This window comes from Limosilactobacillus pontis DSM 8475 (genome assembly GCF_001435345.1).
GTDB lineage: Bacteria > Bacillota > Bacilli > Lactobacillales > Lactobacillaceae > Limosilactobacillus > Limosilactobacillus pontis.
This window is the reverse complement of record NZ_AZGO01000040.1, coordinates 1-12892: the sequence shown is the minus strand read 5'-3', so window position 1 is coordinate 12892 and position 12892 is coordinate 1. Positions and strand designations below refer to the sequence as shown.

The window sequence follows — 12892 nt, the reverse complement described above, 5'->3', positions numbered from 1 at the left end:
CCCCCCAGCCACAAAAAAGAAGCCTGCAGCATACCGCCGCAGGCTTCTTTAGTATTATCGGTTATTTGCTTTGCATAAACCGTTGGAGCAATTCGGTTTCTTCAGAAGTCGCCACTGAATTTGATGATTTGATATCGTGAATCCGTTCGACTGACAGATGGCTTCCAAAGGCAACTTCATTATCGTTTAAGTCGTTTTCACGCTCAAAGTTGATAAGTTTTTGGGCTAACTCACTCAAATTGTCCATGAAATCAATTCCTCCTTAGATAATCAGGTCCGCAGACTATATTGTCTGTGTCTCATTGTAGAACATGTTGAAAATTTATGCCAAAATTTAGTTTAGCACAGTTCCATTAGTTTGCGAGAATTAAATTCGCGATGATCTGGTGGGAAAGCCGGGACATGGGCGTGATTTTGTGTGATAATCTATGTAATTACTTTTTAGATTGGAGAATGATTATGAGTTGGAATTGGCTTGGCTGGCTCCTCTGGATTTTGGCAATTGTTTTTTTCTGCTACGTCATCCACTACATCCGGGTGCAGCAGTTGATGCTGATTGCCAAGACCAAGCATGCCTTTGATAAGAAACTCTTTGCTCGTTACGTGGCCCTGCTAGTGGTGGCCCTAGCGTGGATTGGTACCATGTCTTACATGACCTTCTTCCGCCAGGTGGATCTGGCAAATAACCAGCAGAACCGGATTAGTACGAAATACTATCCGCTACAGATCAGTAATAAGAAGGACGACTACTACTATGTCCTGGCAACCCGGAGCAAGGGTGGCGATCACCCCGTGGTCTCTTATACCTACTGGTCAGGCAATAACAAGTACGTGACGACCTCCCGCTTCGGCTCCGTGGCATATGGTGACCGGGTCATCCCCTTGAGCATCAGCGCCCTCCCGTGGAACCGGGCTGAACTGAAGAAACAGGATACCCAGACTGGCCACGCCTTCGCGGCGGTTATGTCCGTCCACTATCGTAATACTCCCCTGAACGGGATCGGGTTGCGGGCCAACCGTGAATCGGCGGCCTACACACTATTGCGGGTACCGTCGGCTGAAATGGTCGTTGAGCGATAGGGGCGTTTTATGACGACGAAAAAGAATACTGTTAAGTTAAAATGGGTGGCCCTAGCAAGTTTGCTGAACAACACTGGGGCTGCCTTTTTATGGCCGCTGACCACGATGTACATGCACAATTATCTTCACCAGACATTGACGACGGCGGGGGTGGTCATGCTCTTCATGTCAATTGCCATGATGGCCGGTAACTATACCGGCGGTTGGCTATTTGACCACTGGAGTCAATATAAGACGGCCCTGGTGGGGGTCAGCCTGTCGACTTTAGCAATCTTCTTGCTGATCTTTATCCATGATTGGCCGTGGTTCGCCCTGCTGATGATGCTGAACAGCTTTGGGGATGGGATCAACGCGACGATCGTCAATTCCTACGGTTCCCTGATCACTGCACATACCTCCCGCTACGTTTTCAATTACACCTACATTGCATTCAACATCGGGGTGGTCATCGGCACCCTGCTGGTCGGTGTCTTACTGCCAATCAGTGTTGTCTTGGTCTTTGCGGTGGCCACGGCCTTCTACCTCCTGCTGACCCTCCTGGTGATCTTGACCTTCAACGTGACGGTGGTCATCCCCAAGAAGGCAACGCGGCGCGACCGGGAGCGGGTACGCTCCCCGCAGCACCGTCGGCTGATCACTCTGATCTGGTTGATCCTCCTCAACCTGGTGACGATCCACCTCAGCTATTCTCTCTGGGAAAGTGTGATGGCCGTTCATATGACCAACATGGGGATCCAATTCTATGCCTACAGTATGCTGTGGACATTGAATGGGGTGCTGATCATCATTGGCCAGCCCCTGGTCAACAAGCTGAGTCCCTATATTCGCCTGTCGAGTCAGATCATCATTGGGATCTTTATCTTCGCGTCGTCGTTTTTCTTGCTGATCTTTGCCAAGAGCCTGCTGGCCTTCACCCTCGACTTCGTAGTGTTAACCGTCGGGGAGATGACCAGTTTTGCGGGCCTACCCGCCTGGATTGCCCAGCTGACCGACGTCGACGAGGCTGGCCACTATCAGGGCCTGTTGAACATCACGATCTCGGTGGGGCGGGCGATCGGGCCCCTGTATGGTGGCTACGTCATCGAGGCTGGTAACTACCAGCTGCTTTTCATCTCAGTTTTCCTGATGATGCTTGTTACCCTGCTGATTGTCCTTGGCTACCTTACCCGGATTCAGCACCTTCAGGCCCGCTCCTGATTGGGTGGACCACGGCCACGAGCTATGGTAAAATCACAGGTGTGTAAAAGCGTTGAGTAGAAAATAAAGTGGTCGTGCAATCAACAGGGAGCCAGTGGTGCTGAGAGCTGGCGGCGACCATGAAGACACCTCTACTAGCTGGACGGGGGAAGTGAGTAGTCCGTCCCGGGTGACCCGTTAACGTCATGAAGTTGAAAGACTTCCTGAGGTAGTGACTGTGAGGCCACTATGAATAGAGGTGGCACCGTGAACTTGATTCGCCCTCTAAGGCTGATGGCCTTTGGGGGCGTTTATTATTAAACTTGACGCCGGAATCGAAAGGAGAGAACAATATGGATTATCAAAAACCAAAGGGAACGGCCGACCTGCTGCCGGGTACGACCGGTCTCTGGGAAAAGGTTGAGGCAAGTGCCCGTGAGGTTTTCCGCGAGTTTGGTTACCGGGGGATCCGGACGCCGATGTTTGAGGACTACAACGTCTTCTCCCGTAACGTTGGGGACACGTCAGATATCGTAGAAAAGGAAATGTACGACTTCCACGACAAGGGTGACCGGCACATTGCCCTGCGTCCCGAGGGCACGGCTGGGGTTGTTCGGGCCTATGTCGAGAACAAGCTCTATGGTCCCGAATATCCAAAGCCGTACAAGGTTTACTACATGGGACCGATGTTTCGCTATGAGCGGCCACAATCCGGCCGCCAGCGTGAGTTCCACCAGATTGGGGTCGAGGCCTTAAATAATGAGTCACCGCAGATCGACGTGGAGGTCATTGCCATGGCGATGACCCTCTTCAAGCGTTTTGGGGTGCCGAACGTCAAACTGACGATCAACACCCTGGGGGATAAGCAGGTGCGTGAGGACTACCGTCAGGCCCTGATCGACTATCTGAAGCCCCACTACGACGAGCTGAGCAAGGACTCCCAGGACCGGCTCTACCGGAACCCACTGCGTGTCTTGGACAGCAAGGACGCCGGCGACCAGAAGATCGTTGCCAACGCCCCGTCGATCCTTGATTACCTCGATGACGAGTCCCAGGCCTACTTTGACCAGGTTCAAAGCCTCCTGAAGCAGCTGGGGATTGATTATGAGATCGACACCAACATGGTGCGGGGGTTGGACTACTATAACCACACCATCTTCGAGATCATGTCCGACTCGCCAGTCTTTGGTGGTGGTTACACCACGGTCTGTGCTGGTGGCCGCTACAACGGGTTGATCAAGCAGCTCGGTGGCCCTGAAGAAGGGGGTATTGGTTTCGGGATGGGGGTTGAGCGGCTGATGCTTCTCCTCCAACAGGAGAACCCTGAATTTGCCCCGCAGGACAGCCTGGACGTCTTCTTCGCCAGTGCCGATGACCAGGGGGATGCCCTGGCTTTTGATCTCCTGAACAAGATTCGTCAGCAGGGCATTGTAGCCGACAAGGACTACAGTGGTGTCAAGGTTGGTAAGCAGATCAAGGAGGCCTTCCGGCGTAACGCCAAGTACTTCGCTGTTTTTGGCGGCCGGGAAGTCGACGAGGGTAAGTTTGAGCTGAAGAATGCCGCCACTAAGGACAGCGTTGAGATCGCAGTGGATGACTTCGCTACGGATCCGGCCAAGTACCTGAAGTAAACATTTAAAACTAACAAACGCCATGCGGGGGATGCTCCACATGGCGTTTTGTATTGGTCGAAAACTAGTCGTCGACGGCGTAGGTCCCCATGTCGTCGGCAATCACGATCCGGCCGGCGTACTTGGCCCCGTCGGCCTTGGTCAGGCCAACCTTGTTGAAGGCGAAGGTCACCGTGGCGTCGGCCTTGACCGCTGTCCCCATGATTGCACCGGTGTCGGTGTTAATCCCGGATGGCATGTCAACGGCGACCACCAGAGCGTCACTTTCGTTGATGGTGGCGATGGCATCAGCGTAGGCGCCGGTGACGGGCCGGTCGATCCCGATGCCAAACATGGCGTCGACAATCAGGCTTGCCTGCTTGAGGGCACTAAGGTTGGTTTTCTCGGGGATCTGGTAGTACTGGCAGATCTTCTCCTGAACCTGGTGCTCCGTTGAGGCGTGGTCCGGGTTGCCGACGTTGAGGATTGTTACCTTGACCCCGGCAATGTGGAGGAGGCGGGCGACGTCGAGCCCGTCGCCACCGTTATTGCCACTGCCGGCGACCACGACGACATGGTCGAGATAAAGCGGGAAGGCGTTTAAGATCTCGTCGCGGACTGCCAGGGCGGCCCGTTCCATCAGAACCAGTGAGGGGATGCCGATCTGGTTGATGGTGTAGGAGTCATAGTGACGCATCTGTTCAGCCGTAATTGGTGTTTTTTCCATTATTAATTCCTCCCAATCATTTGTTAACTTAACTGTACCACTTAATCCGGCCCGCGGTTGAATTTGGCGGGGTCAAGAGGATAGAATAGGTGGTATTACAAGGAGAGGGAATGGCTTATGAGTAAGAAAGGTAAGTATGAAGTCCTGAAGTTCACATGTATTCCGGTCGAAACAGACGCGGATGGTAAGTACCAACTGAAGCTTGACCCAGCCGGTAACGCCAAGCTGCACGTCTGGCGGATCGGTAAGCACACCAAGGGCAAGTACCAGGGGCCGGGACAGCTTCTGATGACGGAGAATAACCTGACGGCGGTGATTCTGGCGGCCGAACCGCTGGCCTTCAAGGACCGTCACAGTGAGACCCCGATGCAGCGTTTCCTGACTGCCAGGGTGGACGACGATGTCCTGCAGCAGGGCCTGGCCCAGTTAAATTAAAATAACGGGGATCGCGATTGGCGGTCCCCGTTATTTGCTTACCTCAGTTCTTTGTCCAACTGCTCTTTTAGAACCACGGCCTGGTTATGCTGCTCGTCCTTAGCACCATATAAGAGGATGACGTTTTTGGTTGCTAGTTGCTTAGCCACCAGTTGCTTGAGCTGGTCGTAGGCGGGGTTGACGGCGAGCTCCTCTAGATAACGGGTCTTAAATTCGTCATACTTGGCTGGGTCGTGGCCGAACCACTTCCGCAACTCGTTGCTGGGGCCGACCTCCTTGAGCCATTCGTCCAGGTGGGCATTGACCTTTGACATCCCCCGCGGCCATAGCCGATCGACCAGGATCCGGTAGCCATCAAGATCAGTGGGTTTGGTGTAGATTCGTTCCGTTTTGAGTTCCATGAGTGTCCTCTCCCTTCAATTAGTGGTAACTTTAGGATAGTTCTTTTAAGGAGGAAGTTAAACAATGCTGTCTGCATATCAACAATTTTTTACCGGCCGGCCCACGACGGAAATTGCCCGGGACCTCCTGGGCAGGTTCGTTCGTTACGATGGACCAGACGGCATGACCGGCGGCTACATCGTCGAGACCGAAGCCTACCTGGGCGAAAACGACTCGGCCTCCCACGCCTTCAATGGGCGGCGGACCGGCTACTCGGAATCCCTGTACGGTCAGCCCGGGGACATCTACCTCTACCAGATCCGCGGCCACTACTGCTTCGATATTGTCGTCCAAGACGAGGACGAGCCCCAGGGGATTCTCCTGCGCGCCATCGAGCCGGCAGTGGGGGTTGACCTGATGACGGCCCACCGGAAGATGACCGGGGTCAACGTCACGAACGGCCCCGGCAAGCTGGTCCAGGCGCTGGGAATTCATTCCCGCGACCTCGACGGCCAACCGATGGAGTCCAGTCCGCTCCGGGTCGAGCTCGACCGCGCTAAGATTCCCCGGGAAATAATCACCAGCGCACGCATCGGGGTGAACATGCGGGGCAAGGACGGTGCCAAGCCCCAGCGCTTCACCGTCGCCGGCAATCCCTACGTCTCGGGGATGCGTAAGCGGGAGATGGATCTCAATAAGCACGGTTGGAAGGACTGATCACATGGCATTGACGTATCAACAACTATTGACTGCCGTTCCCCTGGTCCTGCGGGCGGGAAACGTGCCTGACATTGTCGGTGACGCTGGAATCGGCAAGTCGGCCCTGGTCGAAGAGGTAGCCGACCAAATGGGTGCCGACCTCTTCACCACGGTGGTCAGTCTGAGTGAGAAGGGGGACCTGGCCATCCCGGTACCACCGCTGACCAACGACTCCTTTGTTGAGACCAAGGGTTACGGTCGACTGGCGAACGTTCAGTTTGGCTACTCGGAGACCCTGATCCGAATCATAAAGGATGCCGAGGCCCACCCGGGTAGGACAATCATCTGGTTCCTCGACGAGTTCAACCGGGGGACGGCGGCCGTTCAGAGCGAGCTGATGAACCTGGTCCTGCAACGGCGGATCAATGCCCTCCGCCTGCCCGCCACTGTTAAAATCATCATTGCCGAGAACCCCGACAGCACGATGGCCGGCTTTGGAGATCGGGAGTACGCGGTGGCCACCGCCGATGCGGCGATTAAGGATCGAACGGTTCGTTTAGTGATGACGACCGCGACTGCGGAATGGCTGGCCTGGGCCAAGCGTACGGGAATCAATCAGCTGGTGATCAACTATCTGACAACCTATCCAGAGCGGCTGTCGATTCTTGACCCTGAGAACTTGGACCTCCATCCGACACCCCGGGCCTGGGAGCGGGTTTCTCGTAACCTAAACCAGCTTCGTCAGCTCCCGCCAGCCGACCAACAGTCCCTGGCCGCCGACCTCTTCAGCGGCGACCTTGGCACGGAGGTGGGTGTCTCCTTTGCCCAATTCGTCCTGGCCCAGGGTAAGCAACTAAATCTGGAGGCTATTCAGACCAAGGCTGCCAGTCGGCAAAGCTTTGTGGGGGCCGACGAGGCGACGAAGGTCCGCCTCCTCCGTGAGTGGGTAGCCGATGACCAGCGGGCACCGCTAGCATCGGCAGCTGGTGCAACCGCGTTTGCCGACTTGCTCGACCAGGTAAGCCCGGACGGTCAATTTGCGATTGCTCAGGCGGTTGGCGGCCAGCTGGACCAGGTCATCCAGCCGATGTACGAGCTGGCAAAGGAGGAGCCGGCCGGGCCGGTGGCCAAGCTCTATCGGCACCTAGCCGAAATTGCAACACACGGAGGCCAACACTGATGACCTTCTGGAATCGTCTTTTTCATCGCCGCCAGCCGGAGGTGACCGCACCGGAAATGGCTAGTCAGGCAGTTGTCAGCATCTTGGAGGACCATCGCCTACTGGGGGAGATCCTCCTCCAGCTTCCCCGCCAGTTTGATGACCAGCAACCCGGCGTAGTCGGTCTTCGCTGGGTGGGGGACCAACTGGCCCTCGTGATCAACCCGAATTCTTTTACCCAGCTAAGAATGGATGATGCGCAGCTATTATTGGCCCACGAGTCTCTGCATGTCCTTTGGCAGCATCCTCTTCGTTATGCCGATCACCCGCACCCCCAACTGGTCAAGGTGGCCACTGATATGGCGGTCAACCAGTACTTGCCAGCAGCGCCGCCTGGTACCGCCACCCTGGCGCAGGTTCAGCGGCTGCTGCGGAGGAAGATCCCGGCCCACCAGGATTCTCAGGACTACCTCCACCTGCTGGTCAAGACTAGTGTGGCGGAACGGGAACGCCTGAAAGAGGGCGGGATTAACCTGGAGGGCGACCGGCAGGGGAAGCTACCGGCACCCGGTGACCAAGACGATCACCGCGGCTGGTCCCGGCAGGGGCAACACCGGGCCGGCAACCAGCAGATCCGGATCGCCAACCTGCACCGGCTTCTTCGCCATGCCTGGCAACAGACACCGCAACGCGATCGTGGTCTGCTACCGGGTGAAGTACGTCAGGTGTTAAGTGCGGGCCATCAGCGGACCTGCTTCGATTGGCAACTTGTGCTGGCCCACCAGGTTGGTCAGATCACCCGGGGCAGGGAGCCATCTCACGCCCGGTTTAACCGTCGCCAACCCTTACGGATGGACCTGCCGGGACAGGTTACCCACCTGACTGCCGATCTGCGGATCTTTGTTGACAACTCGGGCTCGATGACTGGTGCTGAGATCGGCCAGGCCCTGACGGAAATCGGTCGGCTGGTCCGCCATGAACGGGTCCGGGTGACAGCCTACGCCTTTGACGCCAAAGTCTACCCACCCGGTCAGCGTCTGCGGCCAGGACAACCGGTTGAGTGGCAGCGTCGGGGCGGCGGGGGCACCAGCTTTCAGGCGGTCTTTGACTACCTGGCAGCTCACCATGTACCCCGCGTCGGGACGATCGTGGTGATTATCACCGACGGCTGGGGTGAGCAGCACCTCCGCACTCATCGTTATCGGAACGTCGACTGGCTGCTGACGACAGCTGCTGACCAGCTGTCAGTTGCCGACCAGCCAGGTCGCGTATTTGAGCTAAAGAAGGAAGTAAAATGACAACACTATTGAATCCCCAGGCTATGCAGCGGGTCCTGACCCATAGTGAGGAATACCGTCGAGCCGTGGGGTTATTGAACGAGAACTGGGATCCGGAAGATCAGCCGATCTATCGTAACGTCCTAGAGGCGGCCGATGTCCACTTTGCCCGCCAACTCCAGATGGCTGGCCTAGTGGGCGGGACGACCGACCTTGGTGATTACCGGGCTGTTAATCAGCTGATCATGCGTCACGATCAGTGGTTATCAACTGGTGCCCGCCAGGCCTTACTGGCGCCGTTTCAGGACTAGGCCAAACGTTACCGACATTTCACGAAAAATAGTATAATAGAGGCATTAACATGCTAAGGAGGATGCACTGTGGCAGTAGATAAAATGATGATCAAAGATGACCTGTATGAGGCCGTTAACGGGGACTGGATTAAGGATGCGAAGATTCCCGACGATAAGCCGGCCACCGGGGGCTTCAATGACCTCGTGGATGCGATCGACAAGCAAATGATGGATGACTTCGATGCCTACGCTGATGGCAAAGAGAATTCTGACGACCCGCGCTTCAACGAGATGATTAAGCTGTACAAGGTTGCTAAGAAGTTTGACTTCCGGAAGAAGGTCGGCCCCAAGGCTTTGAAGCGGGTGCTCAGTAGCGTTAAGGAGCTGCAGTCCTATGATGACTATCAGGCCCAGTGGCGCAACTGGGTCATGTTTGGCCTACCGTCGCCGGTCAACTTTGATATCGATGCTGACATGAAGAACGCGACGGTTTACGCCCTCTTTGTTTCGTCACCATCGCTGATCCTGCCCGACAAGAGCTATTACACACCAGAGAAGCAACAGGAGCATGACCAGCTCCTTGGCCTGTGGACTGACATGGTAGCAACCCTGATGGATAAGCTAGGGTATGATAAGAATGAAGCTGCCCGGATCATTCAGGGTGCTAAGGACTTCGATGCCCTCCTAGCGCCTAATGTCAAAAGCGCTGAGGAAGCCGCCGACTATAGCAAGATGTACAATCCACAGACGGTAGCTGAGCTGACAGCTTCAACCGACCAGCTGGATTTGGCAGGGGTGATCAAGCGTCTGGTTGGCACAACACCGGAGAAGGTGATCGTGATGGAGCCAGACTACTTCAAAGCCCTCGATGGTATCCTGAAGGACCATTTCGACCTGTTCAAGGACTGGGCCACGGTCAACGTCATCCGTGACTACGCCAGCTACCTAGACGATGAGATGCGGGAGATCAACGGTCGTTACAACCGGGCGCTGTCCGGTAGCAAGAAGCCGATCAGCCAGCGCAAGTTTGCCTACTACCTAGCCCGCGATGTCTTTAGTCAGGTGGCCGGGAACTACTACGGCAAGAAGTACTTCGGTCCCGAGGCCAAGGCCGACGTACATCAGATGGTCGAGCGGATGGTAGATGTCTACAAGAAGCGGTTGGCCAAAAACGACTGGCTGAGCAAGGCGACCCGGGAGAAGGCCATCCTCAAGCTGGATAAGCTTGGCATTCAGGTCGGCTACCCAGACGAGATCCCGGCAGTCTACGACCAACTCAAGATCGACGAGGGCGAATCCCTGATTGCCAATCTCAACCAGGTCAGCTACGTCAAGAATCACGAGATGTTCAGTCGCTGGAACAAGCCGGTTGACCGGATGCGGTGGGAGATGAGTGCCGCCACGGTCAACGCCTACTACCACCCGTTTAAGAACATCATCGTCTTTCCGGCCGCCATTCTGCAGGCACCGTTCTATTCTCTGAAGCAGACCAGCAGCCAGAACTATGGCGGGATCGGGGCCGTGATCGCCCATGAGATCTCCCACGCCTTTGACAACAACGGGGCCCTCTTCGACGAGTACGGGAACCTCAACAACTGGTGGACGGATACGGACTCCGCCCACTTCAAACAGCTCGCTCAGAAGATGATCAAGGAGTTCAATGGCCTGCCGTATGCCGGGCAAAAGGTCAACGGGAAGCTGACCGTCTCCGAGAACATTGCCGATGGCGGGGGCCTGTCCTGTGCCCTCGAGGCCGCTAAGGAAGAAGATGACTTCAGCGCCACGGAATTCTTCATCAACTGGGCGACGATCTGGCGGATGAAGGCTACCGAACAGTATGAACAACTCCTCCTGTCGATCGACGTTCACGCTCCGCAGAAGTTGCGGGCCAACGTCCAGGCGCAGAACCTGGCCGACTTCTACACGGCCTTTGGCATTCAGCCGGGTGACAAGATGTACAAGGCACCAGAGGACCGGGTTAACATCTGGTAAAATCAACAAACACCGGGGCTCAGATCATGAGCATCCGGTGTTTTTAGTAGTCTGAAAAGAATAGCGTGACAATTCCATTCGCTCCCGGTATCGTAATAGGCAAGAATTATTTCCCGGGAAATCAATTTGCTTACAGGAGGGCACGAGATGGAATTTGCGACGAAGATTAAAAAGTATCGCCAGCAGAACGAGTGGACCCAGCAGACAGTGGCGGAGAAACTTGGTGTTTCCCGCAAAACCGTTTCAAGTTGGGAAAATAGTCGTTCATATCCCGATATCTTCATGCTGGTTCAGCTCAGTGACCTCTATCATGTTAGCCTAGATGACTTATTACGGGAGGATCACGAAATGATTGATAATTACAAGCAAGAGCACGATGCCAACAGGAAACAGGACCACACCTTTGTCACTTCGTATATAATTAACGTGGTTGCCAGTTTCTATTTCTCTGCCGCTCGCTAGTTGGTACTGGCTGGATTAACCAATTACAGCCGGGGTGGCGGATGTTGGTCGGCGTGCTAATTGGTCTGATGTCGGTGAACATCTACTTCTTGTTGAGTAAGGCCGAATGGAAGACCACCAGCCGGTCCATGAAGGTTGGTGCAATAATGACCTTTGTCGTCGTGGCGACTTTCTTATTCAGATTGGATACGGTGACGTTGCCTAAGAGCTCTTATCAATTTGGGGTTGGGGTTGGCCATGGCGTTATTATCGGGTTGTCAGCCTTATCGATTGTCGAAACAATCTGGTTGTACCAGCAATTTAAGAAACGAAGGGATCATTAAATGGGAGAAATTAAAGTAGTCCAGGGTGACATCACCAAGGCTCGCGTTGATGCCAGCGTCAACGCGGCCAACACGACCTTGATGGGCGGCGGTGGCGTCGATGGGGCCATTCACCGCGCTGCGGGGCCTGGTCTGTATATAGCCTGTCGGAGGTTTAACGGCTGTCCGACGGGGGAGGCCCGGATCACCAGTGGCTTCAACCTGCCGGCCCAATACATTATTCATACCCCGGGCCCGATCTGGCACGGTGGTGACGGGGTGGAACGCCAGCTGCTGGCGAACTCCTACCGTAATAGCCTTCTGCTGGCTGAGGAGTACGACTGCCGGACGGTGGCCTTCCCGTCGATCAGTACCGGAGTTTATGCCTTCCCGCTGAACATTGCGGCACCGATTGCCCTGACCACAATCCGTGACTTTCTGAATACAGCTAAGGTCGTCAGGGAGGTTACGATGGTCTGCTTTGATACACAAACGTTGGCGGCCTACCGCCAGGCATTATAAAAGGACTTGCTCGAAAAGTCGGGCAAGTCCTTTTTGTTTGTATTTAATGGATAAACGATGTGATGAAGGTAACTGCCCCAAAGATGATCCCGGGGAAGTTGGCGATGATGACTGGCCAGTCCTTGTCCGGCTTGAGCCAACCATAGGCGACCCAGAGGGAAGCGTTGATGGCAGCGCAGATCGGTTGGAGGGGCGATACCGGGTGGCCAGTAAAGTTGAGTGCAATTTGATCAATATAGGAAGCGTACATGATTAGGCAGGCGACCGTGGCGATGTTACCGATCACCTTTGCCTCGTGCGAACGCTTCATAACTTCTTTATCATCCATAGTTGATACCTCCCCATGGCTTTCAAAATGTTATAATATGGCAGATTGCAAGAAATAACTTGAACGAATTTAGTGACGCAGATTAAGTAAGAAGATCTCAATTGGTGTTCGCCAGTTAAGACATTTAAGTGGCCGTGAATTCAAATACCAATTAATTTGAACCAGTTGGTGCTCACTTAGTTCTTCAATGGCTTGGCCTTTGGGAATAAAGCGCCGTAAAACTCGGTTACGGTTCTCATTACTGCCTCGTTCATGTGGCGAATAGGCATGGGCAAAGTAAACCTGAGTACCAGTTAGCTGCTCAATTGCCTGGTAATTAGCGAACTCTTTCCCATGATCCACAGCAAGCGTCTTGAGCTTGTCTTGAAGTTGACTAGCTAGTTCCAGTACGGTTTGAGTCATGGACTGACTGTCGCGACCATGGAGCCGTTTAACAATGGTCAGGCGAC

16 protein-coding genes and 1 pseudogene are annotated in these 12892 nt (G+C 54.8%); 12 read left to right on the top strand and 5 right to left on the bottom strand.

What is annotated here, in order from left to right; genetic code table 11:
• Positions 1-61: 61 nt before the first annotated feature.
• Complete coding sequence (locus FD34_RS02975) at positions 62-247, bottom strand: LBP_cg2779 family protein (protein ID WP_057806627.1); 186 nt, start codon at positions 245-247, stop codon at positions 62-64.
• Positions 248-459: 212 nt separating this feature from the next.
• Between FD34_RS02975 and FD34_RS02970 the strand changes: the two genes are divergently transcribed.
• The 3 genes from FD34_RS02970 (at position 460) to hisS (ending at position 3887) form a co-directional block, all read left to right on the top strand.
• A complete protein-coding gene (locus tag FD34_RS02970) occupies positions 460-1080 on the top strand; it encodes an LVIS_2131 family protein (protein ID WP_057806626.1) in 621 nt (206 codons plus the stop codon).
• Positions 1081-1089: 9 nt separating this feature from the next.
• Positions 1090-2277 carry an MFS transporter gene (locus FD34_RS02965; RefSeq protein ID WP_057806625.1) on the top strand — a complete coding sequence of 396 codons (1188 nt, stop codon included), beginning with the start codon at positions 1090-1092 and terminating at the stop codon, positions 2275-2277.
• Between the two features lie 332 nt (positions 2278-2609).
• Positions 2610-3887 (top strand): histidine--tRNA ligase, encoded by a 1278-nt coding sequence (gene hisS, locus FD34_RS02960; protein WP_057806624.1) that lies wholly within the window; start codon positions 2610-2612, stop codon positions 3885-3887.
• A 64-nt stretch (positions 3888-3951) separates the two neighbouring features.
• Here the strand turns inward: hisS and FD34_RS02955 are convergent, their stop codons facing one another.
• Positions 3952-4593, bottom strand: a complete 642-nt coding sequence (locus FD34_RS02955; RefSeq protein ID WP_057806623.1) for an NAD(P)H-hydrate epimerase — start codon at positions 4591-4593, stop codon at positions 3952-3954.
• 117 nt (positions 4594-4710) lie between these two features.
• On the opposite strand from FD34_RS02955, the gene FD34_RS02950 reads away from it, so the two are divergent.
• Entirely contained in the window at positions 4711-5028 is a 318-nt protein-coding gene (locus FD34_RS02950; protein ID WP_057806622.1) for a DUF7671 family protein, read from the top strand.
• Between the two features lie 38 nt (positions 5029-5066).
• Here FD34_RS02950 and FD34_RS02945 read toward each other — a convergent pair whose 3' ends face one another.
• On the bottom strand, positions 5067-5429 hold the full coding sequence (locus FD34_RS02945; RefSeq protein ID WP_057806621.1) for a DUF488 domain-containing protein: 363 nt from the start codon (positions 5427-5429) through the stop codon (positions 5067-5069).
• Positions 5430-5493: 64 nt separating this feature from the next.
• On the opposite strand from FD34_RS02945, the gene FD34_RS02940 reads away from it, so the two are divergent.
• The 8 genes and pseudogenes from FD34_RS02940 to FD34_RS02910 all read left to right on the top strand — a co-directional run bounded on the left by FD34_RS02940 (position 5494) and on the right by FD34_RS02910 (position 12115).
• Positions 5494-6126 (top strand): DNA-3-methyladenine glycosylase, encoded by a 633-nt coding sequence (locus FD34_RS02940; protein ID WP_057806620.1) that lies wholly within the window; start codon positions 5494-5496, stop codon positions 6124-6126.
• A 4-nt stretch (positions 6127-6130) separates the two neighbouring features.
• Positions 6131-7288 (top strand): ATP-binding protein, encoded by a 1158-nt coding sequence (locus FD34_RS02935; protein WP_057806619.1) that lies wholly within the window; start codon positions 6131-6133, stop codon positions 7286-7288.
• Positions 7288-8565 carry a vWA domain-containing protein gene (locus FD34_RS02930; protein WP_057806618.1) on the top strand — a complete coding sequence of 426 codons (1278 nt, stop codon included), beginning with the start codon at positions 7288-7290 and terminating at the stop codon, positions 8563-8565. Before FD34_RS02935 ends, FD34_RS02930 begins: the two co-directional genes overlap by 1 nt.
• The gene (locus tag FD34_RS02925) at positions 8562-8855 is read left to right on the top strand and encodes a hypothetical protein (RefSeq protein ID WP_057806617.1); all 294 of its coding nucleotides are present in this window, start codon (positions 8562-8564) and stop codon (positions 8853-8855) included. Before FD34_RS02930 ends, FD34_RS02925 begins: the two co-directional genes overlap by 4 nt.
• 84 nt (positions 8856-8939) lie before the next feature.
• On the top strand, positions 8940-10829 hold the full coding sequence (locus FD34_RS02920; RefSeq protein WP_407068181.1) for a M13 family metallopeptidase: 1890 nt from the start codon (positions 8940-8942) through the stop codon (positions 10827-10829).
• Positions 10830-10976: 147 nt separating this feature from the next.
• Positions 10977-11247: pseudogene (locus FD34_RS08350) on the top strand (helix-turn-helix domain-containing protein); the annotation flags it as partial.
• A gap of 112 nt (positions 11248-11359) precedes the next feature.
• Entirely contained in the window at positions 11360-11614 is a 255-nt protein-coding gene (locus FD34_RS08345) for a hypothetical protein (RefSeq protein WP_235805978.1), read from the top strand.
• Positions 11615-12115 carry an O-acetyl-ADP-ribose deacetylase gene (locus tag FD34_RS02910; RefSeq protein WP_057806615.1) on the top strand — a complete coding sequence of 167 codons (501 nt, stop codon included), beginning with the start codon at positions 11615-11617 and terminating at the stop codon, positions 12113-12115.
• A 43-nt stretch (positions 12116-12158) separates the two neighbouring features.
• Here the strand turns inward: FD34_RS02910 and FD34_RS02905 are convergent, their stop codons facing one another.
• Positions 12159-12443 carry a SemiSWEET family transporter gene (locus FD34_RS02905; protein WP_057806614.1) on the bottom strand — a complete coding sequence of 95 codons (285 nt, stop codon included), beginning with the start codon at positions 12441-12443 and terminating at the stop codon, positions 12159-12161.
• Positions 12444-12512: 69 nt separating this feature from the next.
• On the bottom strand, positions 12513-12892 hold a 380-nt coding region (locus FD34_RS02900), incomplete at its 5' end, for an IS30 family transposase (RefSeq protein WP_157046888.1).

Coding starts and splice junctions, on each gene's coding strand:
- FD34_RS02975 (WP_057806627.1), bottom strand. CDS start 247: ATGGACAATTTGAGTGAGTTAGCCCAAAAACTTATCAACTTTGAGCGT.
- FD34_RS02970 (WP_057806626.1), top strand. CDS start 460: ATGAGTTGGAATTGGCTTGGCTGGCTCCTCTGGATTTTGGCAATTGTT.
- FD34_RS02965 (WP_057806625.1), top strand. CDS start 1,090: ATGACGACGAAAAAGAATACTGTTAAGTTAAAATGGGTGGCCCTAGCA.
- hisS (WP_057806624.1), top strand. CDS start 2,610: ATGGATTATCAAAAACCAAAGGGAACGGCCGACCTGCTGCCGGGTACG.
- FD34_RS02955 (WP_057806623.1), bottom strand. CDS start 4,593: ATGGAAAAAACACCAATTACGGCTGAACAGATGCGTCACTATGACTCC.
- FD34_RS02950 (WP_057806622.1), top strand. CDS start 4,711: ATGAGTAAGAAAGGTAAGTATGAAGTCCTGAAGTTCACATGTATTCCG.
- FD34_RS02945 (WP_057806621.1), bottom strand. CDS start 5,429: ATGGAACTCAAAACGGAACGAATCTACACCAAACCCACTGATCTTGAT.
- FD34_RS02940 (WP_057806620.1), top strand. CDS start 5,494: ATGCTGTCTGCATATCAACAATTTTTTACCGGCCGGCCCACGACGGAA.
- FD34_RS02935 (WP_057806619.1), top strand. CDS start 6,131: ATGGCATTGACGTATCAACAACTATTGACTGCCGTTCCCCTGGTCCTG.
- FD34_RS02930 (WP_057806618.1), top strand. CDS start 7,288: ATGACCTTCTGGAATCGTCTTTTTCATCGCCGCCAGCCGGAGGTGACC.
- FD34_RS02925 (WP_057806617.1), top strand. CDS start 8,562: ATGACAACACTATTGAATCCCCAGGCTATGCAGCGGGTCCTGACCCAT.
- FD34_RS02920 (WP_407068181.1), top strand. CDS start 8,940: ATGATGATCAAAGATGACCTGTATGAGGCCGTTAACGGGGACTGGATT.
- FD34_RS08345 (WP_235805978.1), top strand. CDS start 11,360: ATGTCGGTGAACATCTACTTCTTGTTGAGTAAGGCCGAATGGAAGACC.
- FD34_RS02910 (WP_057806615.1), top strand. CDS start 11,615: ATGGGAGAAATTAAAGTAGTCCAGGGTGACATCACCAAGGCTCGCGTT.
- FD34_RS02905 (WP_057806614.1), bottom strand. CDS start 12,443: ATGGATGATAAAGAAGTTATGAAGCGTTCGCACGAGGCAAAGGTGATC.